This is a genomic window from Lysinibacillus sp. NPDC097231 (genome assembly GCF_044761885.1).
Taxonomy (GTDB): Bacteria; Bacillota; Bacilli; order Bacillales_A; family Planococcaceae; genus Lysinibacillus.
In genome coordinates, this window is record NZ_JBIWDH010000040.1 from 1 (window position 1) to 13,036 (window position 13,036).

Sequence of the window (13,036 nt, forward strand, 5' to 3'; positions counted from 1 at the left end):
TTAACCGAGAAATAGGGTCAAACAAGAAAAAAGGGAAATCGAATAACATCGATTTCCCTTTTTTCTTGAATATCAGCTAGTTTTGTCCCAGCCTCCTTTTTATTGCAATTTAAGTCGCAGTTTTTTCTGTTTTCCTGATTTCTTTCGATATTTTTTGTTTTATTTCAGTAATGTTCGAGTGTAGCTACGAATAAAATTCCTAAATAAGTGAAAAAACATGGCTTTTCGATTTCTTGGATAAATGATTGACTGATTTTGTTTAAAAAGAAGAGAATAACCATTATTTTGTAATTTTTCTTTTTTTATCTAGTCAATGATTTTAAGGTGTGCTAACATTCTTTGTAAAAAACTGAATTATCTAAAAATATTTTTTCAGAAACTTAGAAATGGGGTGTGTATAATACAGAACAGCGTTTTTCAACCCATTGAACTAAATAATTGTTCAATGAAGGAATCAACGCCAGCCATTCATGAAAATGGGGAGCCATTAATTCGAATCAGGGAAGAACAACCTAGAATATTTATTGAGCCTATTTATTATCAACAAAAAATTCCTAACAGTTTACAAGCAATTTATTTACGCGAGGGTGCATACGAACGACTAACACAAGCACTATTGTTACTGCCTAAAAACTATAGCTTTATTTTATATGATGGCTATCGACCATTTCAGGTACAGCAGTATTTGTTTACTCATTTTTCAAAGCTAATGAGGCAACAATTCCCACATTTTAGCGAACAAGAGATTGTGAAAGAAACACGCAAATATGTTGCGTTTCCAAACATTGATCAAGCTCATCTTGCACCACATTTAACCGGTGGAGCGATTGATATGACGCTAGGTGATGTATACGGTCATCCATTAGATCTTGGTACCGCCTTTGATGAAATAAGTGAAAAATCTGCGACACGCTATTTTGAACAACATCCAGAGGTAAATAGGGAAGCATGTGTGCATCGACGGCTTTTATATAACTGCATGACCATGGCTGGGTTTACGAATTATTCAGAGGAATGGTGGCATTACGATATTCATAATGTTTCTTGGGCAAGACGTGTAGATGCACAAGAGGCTAGTTATGGAGCAGTTGAAGTGACGATTAAAAACAATGAAGTAAAGGAGTTTCGATTTATATGAAGGTCTATATTAGTGCAGATATTGAAGGAATTACTGGCACAACAACTTGGAGTGAAACAGAGCTAAATGCGCCAGATTATCAGTTTTTCCAAAAGCAAATGACAAAAGAGGTAGAAGCTGCAATAGAAGGGGCTATTTTAGGTGGAGCCACTGAAATTTTATTAAAGGATGCTCATGATTCAGCACGCAATCTTGATATTTCTAACTTACCAGTAATTTGTAAGGTGATTCGTGGCTGGACGTATGACCCGATGTGTATGGTTGCGGGACTTGATAAGAGCTTTGATCGCGCTATTTTTATTGGCTATCACAGTAAAGGAGGCAGTGAGCGTAACCCATTAGCACATACCCTTTGTGTTTTTGCTGATGTGAAAATTAATGGTGAGTATGCGAGTGAATTTTTAATTAATACGTATGCAGCTGCTTTACATGGTGTTCCGGTTTCGTTTGTCAGTGGAGATGTGGGGTTAACTGAGGAAATCCAATCTATTAATGATAATATCATCACATTTGCCACAAAAGAAGGGATAGGAAATGCGACGATTAGTGTGAGTCCGCAGCTGACGATTATGGAAACGAAACGACTTGTTGAGGACTCCATGAAGGTGCCACGTGAAGATTTGCAAGTCACATTGCCTGAGCGTTTTGAGGTGGAAATCATTTATCGTGATCATACCCGAGCATATCGTAATTCATTCTATCCAAATGCTACGTTTAAACCACATAATACAGTGGAATTCGTAACGGACGATTTTTATGAGGTACTTCGACTTTTACAATTCTTAACATAAGTAATTCAATGGTAGGTGAATGGATGAAAATTAAAAATATTGTTGTGGGGAAGGTAGAGGCACCGCTGATCACACCGTTTAAAACCGCTTTAAGGACAGTGCATAGCATTCACAATATTGCGGTTTATGTTCACACGGATGTTGGGCAAATAGGTATTGGCGAAGCGGCACCTACTGCGGCCATTACCGGTGAAACTTTAGGCTCTATTTCCTGTGCCATAGAACAGCATATAAAACCAGCCATTATCGGAATGGATATTGAAGAAATGGCGCAAATCATGGAACGAATCGACAACAGTATTTATCAAAACACTAGTGCAAAGGCAGCAGTAGATATGGCGATTTTTGATTTATTTGCAAAGCACCACCAATCTCCACTGTATCAATTATTGGGAGGGTATCGCAAAGAATTAGTCACAGATATTACGATCAGTGTAAATGATACTGAAGAAATGGTGAAGGATAGTATAGTTGCCGTGCAGCGAGGGTTTCATATTTTAAAGATCAAGGTGGGGAAAGATCCAGCAGGTGATGTTGAACGGATAGTGGCTATTCGTGATGCAGTTGGACACGCCATAACATTACGAGTAGACGCGAATCAGGGCTGGTCACCGAAGCAAGCGGTGCAAATTATTAGAACGCTTGAGGATGCAGGCGCGAATATTGAATTGGTGGAGCAGCCTGTTCATTGTCATGATCTTGCAGGAATGCAATTCGTGACAGCTAATACACTGACAAACATTTTGGCAGATGAAAGTGTGTTCTCTCCGAAGGATGCCGTCACAATTATTGAAAAGCGAGCTGCCGATTTCATTAATATTAAACTCATGAAAACGGGAGGCATTTATCAAGCACAGAAAATTTGCCACATTGCAGAGGCGAATGGCATAGCGTGTATGATGGGCTGTATGCTTGAAACAAAAATTAGCGTCAGTGCCGCTGCTCATTTTGCTGCATCACAGAAAAATATCACAATGGTAGATTTAGACGGACCGAGCTTATGTATGAAAGATCCTATTGCTGGTGGACCCACTTTTGATAACGACAGAATTAGGTTAACAGATGCAGCTGGAATAGGATTTTCATAATAAAAAGATTACTAGGGGGATGCTTATGAAGAAAAGGTATTGGTTGCTTTTCATGTGTCTAGTCGCAATGCTTTGTGCAGCCTGTAGTGATGATTCTTCAAGCGAAAAAAAATCGGAGTATCGCGTTGTTTATTCAGGGGAAATTAAAACGTTAAACTACTTAAAAACCTCTGAAACGAATGAATTTGCGGTGGCAGCGAATTTAGTCGATGGGCTTATTGAGTATGATAAGTATGGTGTCGTACAACCAGGCTTAGCTAAAGAATGGTCATCAAATGACGATGCGACTGTTTGGACATTCAAGCTTCGTGACGATGCAAAATGGGTTACACATGATGGTAAAGAGTATGCAGATGTTGTTGCTCAAGATTTTGTAGATGGCATACATTATGTCCTTGATGCCAAAAATGAATCATCAACAGCTTGGATCGCAACTGTTGTTAAAAACGGGGAAGCCTTCTATAACGGTGATATGACCGACTTTAACCAGGTAGGCATAAAGGCGATTGATAAACATACAGTACAATATACTCTAGAAACGCCTACACCCTATTTTCTATCTATGTTGAATTATGTCTGCTTCTTCCCCGTGAATGGTAAGTTTATAGCCGAAAAAGGTGATAGTTTCGGTACAACTCGTGAGAATTTCCTTTATAACGGGTCTTATATTTTAGACAAATTTGAACCGCAAAATGAGCGCGTACTTGTAAAAAATGAAACGTATTGGGATAAAGGCAATGTATTAATCGATCGTATTCGCTATAAATACAATAAAGAAGCGGCTACAGTAGCGCCAGAATTATTTTTACGTGGAGAAATCGATTCAGCAAGTATTCCAACTTCAATTATTGATGAATGGTTTAAAGACGATAAGAAGAAAACACAAATTCGTCAAACACAGAATAACTTCTATACGTATTTCTTTGCACTCAACTTTAATCCCCAATTTGATGCGGAATATGAGCCTGAAAATTGGAAAATTGCGGTCAACAATAAAGATTTCCGAAAATCCCTATTCCATGCGCTTGACCGTGTATCTGCCATGCTTACTTTAGAGCCATATAATCCGAAAGATTTGCTTAGTAATACTATTACGCCAAAGAATTTTGTTGATGTAGATGGCGTTGACTATACGCAATTAGCACCATTAGCTAAGATCTCAAATAACGACTCCTTTAACAAAGAGTTAGCATTAGAATACAAAGAAAAAGCAAAGGCAGTACTTGAAGGAAAAGTTACTTTCCCTGTAAAAGTGTTAATGCCTTATAACTCCGGTATGCCAGATTGGGCAAATCGTTCGCAAGTGATTGAACAGCAGCTTGAAAAATTATTAGGCAAAGATTATATAGATGTTATTGTAGAGGCAGGGCCAGCTACAGGCTTTTTATCAGAGGTTCGTCGACCTGGTAAATTTGCATTACTGGAGGCAAACTGGGGTCCAGACTATGCCGATCCATCAACGTATACAGACCCTTTCACGGCAGATGGTACCTATAATAAACCAGAGCTAGCTGAAGGCTATACAGAAGCTAACGGAAAAACAAGATATCAAAACTTAGTAGACGAAGCAAAAGCGACGATAGACACGGCAAAACGTTATGATCTATTTGCCAAAGCGGAGGCCTTCTTAATTGATGAGGCATTTGTTATCCCTTATTCAGTAGGTGGTAGCGGCTATGTTGCTTCAAAATTAAATCCATTTGAGGCTCAATACTCTCCATTTGGTGTGACTGCAGAGAAATTTAAAGGTCAGAAAGTCTTAGAGAAACCAATGAGTAATGAAGCGTTTAAAGAGGCGTTAGCGAAGTGGGAACAGGAACGTGCAGATGCGTTAGCTAAAGCAACAAAATAAAAGATCAAAAGTGGTGTTATGGATGAAGAAGGAGATACCGAAAAGGATAAGTCGGCATCTCCTTTAGTCTTTCTGAAAAAGGAGGATATTGTGATGCTGTGGTATATAGGAAAACGGTTATTACAGTCAGTTTTAACGCTATTTATTATTATTACTATAGTTTTTTCATTATTACGCCTAATGCCAGAAGAAGGTTATTTAGGAGCAGCCGCCGACAAAATGTCACCCGCGCAACAAGAGGTATATTTAACGAGTTTAGGCCTACGTGATCCAATACTTGTACAGTTGGGGAATTTTTACGCGAAATTGTTTCAAGGCGATTTAGGTAAATCCGTTACATATCGGACAGATGTACCAGTCGTCACCATTATTGCTGATAAGATTATGTATTCCTTGCTATTTGGTCTAGGAGCTGTTGCACTTTCCCTTCTGCTAGGTGTTCCACTCGGCATATTGATGGCCCAGATGAAAGGACGCTGGCTGGACCGATTAGGGACTGGCTATATTGTTTTTGTTGTTGCAGTACCAGCTGCCGTCTATTATTTAGTCATTCAAATGTATATTACGGAATTTTTCCATTTACCAATGCTTTTTGATGAGTATAGGCCTATTACGTGGATACTACCACTTACCTCCATGGCTTTAGGACCGACTGCCTCTTATGCCATGTGGATGCGCCGTTACATGGTGGATGAATTAAACAAGGATTACATTAAACTAGCACGCGCAAAAGGTGTAAAGGAACGAACATTAATGTTTAAGCATGTTTTGCGCAACGCCTTTATCCCAATGGCCCAATATTTACCGGCTACTATCCTTTTTACCATCACAGGCTCCATCTATATCGAATCCTTATATTCCATTCCTGGGATGGGGGGCTTACTCGTAGATGCTATCCAGCGTCAGGATAATACGATTGTACAAGGCTTAGTGCTTGTTTTCTCTTCACTCGGAATCATTGGACTGATTTTAGGTGATATTGCTATGGCACTTGTTGATCCGCGCATTAAATTGGGGAAAGGGGAGAGTGTACGTTAATGGGCATGTATGCAGAGGAAATTAACAATATCTCCAACAAATCACGTGAAACTTTGTTTGAACTTGCAGAAGTTGATGAGCGTCAAGCTGAAGAAACAGCCTATTCTAATTACTCTTATTGGCGTTCAACGTGGAAATCCTTTTTAAAAAATCGTATCGCTGTCTTTCTATTAGTAGGCGTACTTATTATCGTTACCTTTACCATCACACAGCCGTATTTACCAACGCAAAAATCACCTACTGAAATTTATCTCGATGAACAGACGGGTCTCCAAGCACGCAATATTGCACCAAATGCTGAATTTTGGTTTGGGACAAACTCCATTGGGCAAGATTTATGGTCACGTATTTGGGCTGGGACAAGGACTTCTTTATTTATTGGCTGTGTCGTTGCGTTTGTAGAGGCCATCGTTGGGATTACGATCGGTACACTTTGGGGATTTTCACGTAAATTAGAGGTCCCTATCACGCAGCTTTACAATGTCGTGGATAATATACCGACAACCATCGTACTTATTTTAATGTCATATATATTACGACCAAGTATTTCAACTATTATTATTGCTATGTGTATTACCGGCTGGGTCGAAATGGCGAGGTTTATACGCAATCAAATCGTTATTTTACGTGATCGTGAATATAATTTAGCCTCAAAATGTTTAGGAACACCTGATTACCGCATTATTTTAAAAAATCTATTACCCTATCTAATTTCTGTCATTATGCTACGAATGAGTCTAGCTATACCGTTTGCAATAGGCTCAGAAGTATTTTTAACATACATTGGATTAGGACTACCAATCAGTGAGCCGTCTTTAGGAAATTTAATCAATGAAGGACGAGTGCTCATGATGTCTCCAGATTTAAGATATCAGCTCATTTTCCCAAGTATTGTATTAAGTGTCATTACGATTGCATTTTATATTATAGGAAATTCATTTGCAGATGCAGCAGATCCGAAAAATCACGTATAAAGGGGATGACGGAAGTGACACAAATGAAATCTTGTATTTTAACCATTCAAAACCTAGTCATTAAATTTACACTTCGTGGCAGGGTACTGACAGCTATTCGTGATATTTCCCTTGATTTATACAAAGGTGAAAGCCTAGCAATCGTTGGTGAATCGGGTTCAGGAAAATCAGTGTTGATGAAATCGATCATGGGCTTACTCGATAAAAACGGCTATATTGATCAGGGGCAAATCATCTACAAAGATCGAGATTTGGCACAGTTTACAACAGAGCAGGAGTGGCTAAGCATTCGTGGAAAAGAAGTGGCAATGGTTACACAGGATCCAATGACATCATTAAATCCACTAAAAACGATTGGGAAGCAAATCGAGGAATGTGTTGTTTTACATCAGAATTTAAAGGGCAAAGCCGCATACGAAGAAACCTTGAAATTGTTAAAAGACGTTGGAATTCATGATGTAGAAAAGCGCTATAAGCAATACCCTCACGAATTTTCAGGTGGCATGCGTCAACGGATAGTGATTGCCATTGCGCTCGCATGTAAGCCTAAAATCTTAATTTGCGATGAGCCAACAACTGCTTTAGACGTTACAATCCAAGCACAAATATTACAGTTTCTGAAAAATCTCCAACAAAGATATGGCCTCACAATTGTTTATATCACACATGATTTAGGGGTGGTGGCGAAGGTTGCTGACCGTATTGCCGTAATGTATGCAGGGGATGTCATCGAAGTTGGCAAGACACACGAAATTTTCTTTAATAGTAAGCATCCTTATACATGGGCCCTCATTTCTTCATTACCGCAACTAGGCTTAAAAGGGGAGCAGCTTTATTCCATCAAGGGTACTCCACCAAATCTTTTTCAAGAAATTAAAGGAGATGCCTTTGCACCTCGCAATCAATATGCGCTAAAGATTGATTTTGTGGAGCGTCCTCCATTTTTTCAGGTGAGTGACACACATTATGCTCGCACGTGGCTCTTAGATCCTCTTGCTCCGAAAATAGAGCCTCCTGAAGTGCTACAAGCCTTTTTCGAGGAAGGGAGACGGTACGCGCATGAGTCATAGAGAAGTGTTAGTTGAGGTGAAAAATTTAAAGATTGTTTTTGGTAAAGGCAAAAATAAATTTATTGCTATTGATGATGTCAGCTTCGATATTTTCAAAGGTGAAACATTTGGTTTAGTAGGTGAATCAGGCTCTGGAAAAACAACAATCGGCCGAGCTATTATGCGCATCAATGAAGTCACCGAAGGACATATACTGTATCACAGTAAGAAAGTAAATGGAAAAATATCGAAAGAATGGGATCGAGAAATTACACAAAAAATCCAAATGATTTTTCAAGATCCTATGGCATCGCTAAATGAACGCGCAAAGGTAGACTATATTATTTCAGAGGGTCTTTTGAATACAAAAAACTTCAAAAATGAGGCTGATCGTCAACAGAAGGTGCGCAATGCATTATTAAATGTAGGTTTATTACCCGAGTTTTCAAGTCGCTTTCCGCATGAATTTTCTGGAGGGCAGCGTCAGCGCATCAGCATTGCACGTGCCCTAGTAATGGAGCCGGAGTTTATTATTGCGGATGAACCGATTTCGGCATTAGATGTTTCCATTCGTGCACAAGTATTGAATTTACTAGCAAACCTACAGCAGCAAAATCATTTAACCTATTTATTCATTGCACATGACTTATCTGTCGTCCGTTTTATTACTGATCGAACTGCTGTTATTTATAAAGGGAAAATTGTTGAGTTAGCAGAAACAGAAAAGCTGTTTTCCAACCCCATTCATCCATATACACGTGCCTTATTATCAGCAGTACCTGAGCCTAATCCTTATAAAGAGCGTGATAAAGTTGTAGAAATGTATGATCCAATGCAGCACAGCTATGACATTTATCCGCCATCATTTATGGAAATTGAGAAAGGGCATTTCGTATTGGCAAATGAAGAAGAAATGGAAAGATATCGTACTTCACTAAAAATGGAGGTAAATAAATGATTCGTCCAAGGGCATTGAAAAAGGGTGACACAATTGGCCTGATAAGTGCTTCAGGTGCAACACCGCATGAAAAATTAGTTCCTGCCATTGAAAGTATCGAGAAGCTAGGTTTTAGGGTAGTTGCTGGGGAGACCTGTCGAGCAAGGCATGGCTACTTAGCAGGTTCTGATGAACTACGTGCCTCTGACGTTCATCGAATGTTTGGAGATCCAAATATTGACGGTATCTTCTGCATACGTGGAGGCTATGGCGCAACAAAAATTTTACCACTTCTGAATTTTGATTTGATTAAAGCAAATCCAAAAGTATTTGCGGGCTATAGCGATGTGACGGCATTACATATCGCTTTCAACCAAAAATGTGGCTTTGTCACCTATCATACACCAATGCCATCTACAGAATTTATACAGCCAGATATGGATGATTATACTTGGGATTCTTTTATCCAAAATGTGATGGCAACGAACTGCGGTGACCACTATCTTAAAAATCCACCAGGACATTCTATGTCAACACTTGTAGCGGGAAAAGCAACAGGGCAGCTAATTGGTGGGAACCTAACATTAGTGACGGCATCTCTTGGAACACCTTATGAAATTGATACAAAGGATAAAATATTATTTTTAGAAGATGTAGATGAGAATGAGCAACGTGTGGATCGGATGCTCACACAGTTGAAATTAGCAGGAAAACTGGATGAGGTGGCTGGTCTATTATTAGGAGCTTGGACAAATTGTGGTCCTGAAAATCCAAATCGTCCGGAGTATAGCCTATCATTACGAACAATTTTCCAAGAAATTTTAGTACCATTCAATAAACCGATCATTATGGATATCACTTGTGGACATTGTTTACCAACGATGTCGCTACCTTTAGGTAGAACAATAGCAATGGACGCGGTCAATCAGACAATTAAAGTCATAGAGTAGGTGACATATGAAGCAAGAAATAACACAGTTGCTGCAAGAAACTCCCTATAAAGTGCATATGTTTGTGAAAGATCCACAAACTGAGTATTTTTTCATTCATGAGAAGCTAGAAGATGTGTTCTCCAGTGCTAGTTTAATTAAGGTACCTATACTGTTTGCCGTCCTTTGTTATTTAGAGAGCAATAATAAATCCTTAGATCAAGTAATAAAGATTACACCAGAAGAATGGGTTGATTTTAGTGTTATTTCTGAACAGCGATTACAGCAAAGTACGATTTATGAGCTTTTAGTGTGGATGATTATTACGAGTGATAATACAGCCACAAATGTACTAATAGATTTTATCGGGATGGATGCACTCAATCAATATTTCCGTCAAATAGGTCTTCTACAGACAACAGTCCAACGAAAGATGATGGACTTTGAAAAGCTTGCCAAGGGCTTTGATAATAGGACGTCCGCACATGATATGGCGCAGCTATTTTCGCGAATTTATCAAAGAGACTTATTAACACCCCCATTCAGTGAACTAGCTATAGAGATTTTAAGCCGTCAACGTGTACACGAATCACTAAAACGTTATTTAGTGGACGATGTGAAACTTGCCCATAAAACAGGTGGTCTTGATACGGTAGATCATGATGTTGGGATTGTGTACAGTAGCTCCGGGGATTATCTTATTGGTGTTTTCGTGACAGAGGTGACTAATAATGATCAAGCAAGGCAGCTAATTGGTCGTATTTCCAAAGTGGTTTATGACTGGTTGGTGAAGCGGAGGGAGACGATAGAATGAATGCTATTGTGACAGCAATGATTGCGAATTTGCATGCAAAGCCAGATGAATCCTCAGAATTAGTCGATGAAGTACTATACGGAATGGCAGTTCAAATCATGGAAGAAATAAATGATAGCTGGGTGCTTATACAAACTGCATATCGCTATGAGGGCTATTGCTGGAAAACGAATTTAATGATGAATAAAGAAAACACTGATACTTGGCTGCAAAATGCAAATCATTTTATTCGCCAAAGCTTCGCCGATGTTTTGCAACAGCCACGAATTCAAAGTGCAAAAATGATGACACTTGTTAAAGGCTCCATCGTTTGTTCTTTAGCTATGGAGAAATTAGATCCAGAATGGGCAGCAGTACAATTAACATCTGGTGAAATAGGTTATGTACGGAGGAAATGGTTACGGGGAAAAGTGGCAGAAAATAGCTTATCCGAAGAGCAATTACGAGAAAACGTTGTGCAAACAGCACTCAGCTATTTAGCAACACCCTATCGTTGGGGAGGCAAATCACCACTAGGGATTGATTGCTCAGGCCTTTGTTCGATGGCGTATTTGCTCAATGGCGTAGTTATTTATCGGGATGCCAAAATTGCTAAAGACTTTCCAATCAAGGCCATATCACTAGAAACCATTCAGAAGGGAGATTTATTGTACTTCCCGGGGCATATTGCCTTATATATAGGAGATAGTCTTTATGTACATTCTTCACTTGGTGGTAATGAGGTAACCATCGATAGCTTGGACGACCAACATCCTCAATATCGAAAAGATTTGGCAACAACAATCATTGCAGTAGGTAGTTTATTTGAATAAATATGTAGAGAAGCGCGCTTGGCTTCTCTTTTTCTATTTTTCTAAATCCAAGGTAAATAATAGAGTGAGATAAGCTATGTAGATTATGCTATAATAAGGTCAAAATATAGAGGAATGGAGGTAATGTATTGGATCGTGAATTAGTAGAAATGTTACGGTCTGTTTTTAGAGAAGAATTGGAACCCATCAATCATCGACTAGATGGAATGGACAAACGATTAGATAAAATCGAAAGTGATGTAAAGGAACTTAAGACTGATGTAAAGGAACTTAAGACTGATGTGAATGTACTCAAGACGGATGTCCAAGAGCTAAAAACTGATGTGAATGTACTCAAAACAGATGTCCAAGAACTTAAGACTGGACAAGCTGAGCTTCAGAAAAATATTGTTGAAAATGTAGGAGAATTCACCGAAAAAATTGCTCAGCGAGTAGAGGATAGAACTGAAGTATTAAACAAGCGTGTCTTTGATATAGAATCCATGATTCAGAGACAATTTAGTATCTCTTTTGGTAAATCTCTATAAAGCTTTTTTGTCTTTGTTGTTTAGGGTAGTGCTACAATTTTATTCAGCATAAATTGATAGCTTCAAAAAAACTCCATGCTTAGCAAGGAGTTTTTATTTTGGGTTAATACTGATAAATATTTAATTGTTGTCCAATGACAAGTTTATCGGATCGGAGCTGATTCCATTGCTTGATGGACGTAACCTTCACATTATGAGCCTCTGCAATATGCATGAGAGAGTCACCATCAGCTACTGTAATGGTTTTTTTATTTTTAACAGGACTGTCGTATTGCTGCAAGTCGTATTTAGCGATTACTAGATTAAGCTTTTCATTATATTTTGAATCTGTTGCGTAGGTACCTGTTAAAAATTTAGTAGCATCTGTATAGGTATTCGTATTGCTTTTAAAAACACCTGCATAGAAATTTTTATTCCAGGAAACCCCGTTACGAAGTAAATTGGCGTAATCCTTCATAGAGTCTTCATAGGAAGGATACTTGCGAAATTCAGCCATCACAGTTGTCATATTTCCAGAACCATCATCCTCAGATGTTTCAAGTGTTACGGAGCTATTTTGGTAACGACCTTTCATGCCAAATAAATTGTTATTCGGTGCGGAGGCAAGTCCACTTTGACCATGCTCACTTTCTAAAATGGCTTGAGCAATCATAACAGATGCATATAAATCATTTTCAATCCCGAGTTTTCGCGCAGTTTCAGCAATGGTACCGATAAACTCTTCTACACTTGGACGATTATCTACAACGGCAGGCTCTATAGTTTCATTAGTATTGAACAGCTGCGTTACCATAAAAAACGAAATACAGATAACAATAACTAATATCATAAGACCTTTAAAAAAATTTATTAGGTATTTCATTGTTCCAATGATGTTGGTAAATTACCACATCTCCCTCCTCTCTTTTCAATTACAAAGCATCTATTTTAATTATTGCAGAGTCATAAATAGAAATAAAGTCATGTTTGTTTTTTATAGAATATATAATTCATAGGACGTATCAGGCTCTCATTTTGTTCCTTATGATAGAAGAGCGGAAGTGATCTATGGACTGACGGATAGAATCATTAAACTGACGGAAAGAAT

13 protein-coding genes are annotated in these 13,036 nt (G+C 38.5%); 12 read left to right on the forward strand and 1 reads right to left on the reverse strand.

Features of this window, described 5'->3' with window-relative positions:
• Nucleotides 1-445 precede the first annotated feature (445 nt).
• The 12 genes from ACIQXF_RS19475 (at nucleotide 446) to ACIQXF_RS19530 (ending at nucleotide 11,949) form a co-directional block, all read left to right on the forward strand.
• Nucleotides 446-1,138 carry a M15 family metallopeptidase gene (locus tag ACIQXF_RS19475; protein WP_402786312.1) on the forward strand — a complete coding sequence of 231 codons (693 nt, stop codon included), beginning with the start codon at nucleotides 446-448 and terminating at the stop codon, nucleotides 1,136-1,138.
• Nucleotides 1,135-1,929: a M55 family metallopeptidase gene (locus ACIQXF_RS19480; protein WP_402786315.1), complete on the forward strand. Its 795-nt coding sequence runs from the start codon at nucleotides 1,135-1,137 to the stop codon at nucleotides 1,927-1,929. The genes ACIQXF_RS19475 and ACIQXF_RS19480 overlap by 4 nt, the downstream gene beginning before the upstream one ends.
• A 23-nt stretch (nucleotides 1,930-1,952) precedes the next feature.
• Complete coding sequence (locus tag ACIQXF_RS19485) at nucleotides 1,953-3,017, forward strand: dipeptide epimerase (protein ID WP_402786318.1); 1,065 nt, start codon at nucleotides 1,953-1,955, stop codon at nucleotides 3,015-3,017.
• Nucleotides 3,018-3,042: 25 nt separating this feature from the next.
• Entirely contained in the window at nucleotides 3,043-4,869 is a 1,827-nt protein-coding gene (locus ACIQXF_RS19490) for a peptide ABC transporter substrate-binding protein (protein WP_402786321.1), read from the forward strand.
• 93 nt (nucleotides 4,870-4,962) lie between these two features.
• Nucleotides 4,963-5,907 (forward strand): ABC transporter permease, encoded by a 945-nt coding sequence (locus ACIQXF_RS19495; protein WP_402786324.1) that lies wholly within the window; start codon nucleotides 4,963-4,965, stop codon nucleotides 5,905-5,907.
• On the forward strand, nucleotides 5,907-6,881 hold the full coding sequence (locus ACIQXF_RS19500) for an ABC transporter permease (RefSeq protein ID WP_402786327.1): 975 nt from the start codon (nucleotides 5,907-5,909) through the stop codon (nucleotides 6,879-6,881). The genes ACIQXF_RS19495 and ACIQXF_RS19500 overlap by 1 nt, the downstream gene beginning before the upstream one ends.
• Before the next feature lie 5 nt (nucleotides 6,882-6,886).
• Complete coding sequence (locus tag ACIQXF_RS19505) at nucleotides 6,887-7,951, forward strand: ABC transporter ATP-binding protein (protein ID WP_402786330.1); 1,065 nt, start codon at nucleotides 6,887-6,889, stop codon at nucleotides 7,949-7,951.
• On the forward strand, nucleotides 7,941-8,888 hold the full coding sequence (locus ACIQXF_RS19510) for an ATP-binding cassette domain-containing protein (protein ID WP_402786333.1): 948 nt from the start codon (nucleotides 7,941-7,943) through the stop codon (nucleotides 8,886-8,888). Before ACIQXF_RS19505 ends, ACIQXF_RS19510 begins: the two co-directional genes overlap by 11 nt.
• Entirely contained in the window at nucleotides 8,885-9,817 is a 933-nt protein-coding gene (locus tag ACIQXF_RS19515) for a S66 peptidase family protein (RefSeq protein ID WP_402786335.1), read from the forward strand. The genes ACIQXF_RS19510 and ACIQXF_RS19515 overlap by 4 nt, the downstream gene beginning before the upstream one ends.
• 7 nt (nucleotides 9,818-9,824) lie before the next feature.
• Nucleotides 9,825-10,610 carry a serine hydrolase gene (locus tag ACIQXF_RS19520; protein ID WP_402786338.1) on the forward strand — a complete coding sequence of 262 codons (786 nt, stop codon included), beginning with the start codon at nucleotides 9,825-9,827 and terminating at the stop codon, nucleotides 10,608-10,610.
• The gene (locus ACIQXF_RS19525; RefSeq protein ID WP_402786341.1) at nucleotides 10,607-11,422 is read left to right on the forward strand and encodes a C40 family peptidase; all 816 of its coding nucleotides are present in this window, start codon (nucleotides 10,607-10,609) and stop codon (nucleotides 11,420-11,422) included. Before ACIQXF_RS19520 ends, ACIQXF_RS19525 begins: the two co-directional genes overlap by 4 nt.
• A gap of 128 nt (nucleotides 11,423-11,550) precedes the next feature.
• Nucleotides 11,551-11,949: a hypothetical protein gene (locus ACIQXF_RS19530; protein WP_402786344.1), complete on the forward strand. Its 399-nt coding sequence runs from the start codon at nucleotides 11,551-11,553 to the stop codon at nucleotides 11,947-11,949.
• 103 nt (nucleotides 11,950-12,052) lie between these two features.
• Here ACIQXF_RS19530 and ACIQXF_RS19535 read toward each other — a convergent pair whose 3' ends face one another.
• Nucleotides 12,053-12,811 carry a glucosaminidase domain-containing protein gene (locus ACIQXF_RS19535; protein ID WP_402786347.1) on the reverse strand — a complete coding sequence of 253 codons (759 nt, stop codon included), beginning with the start codon at nucleotides 12,809-12,811 and terminating at the stop codon, nucleotides 12,053-12,055.
• Nucleotides 12,812-13,036 lie beyond the last annotated feature (225 nt).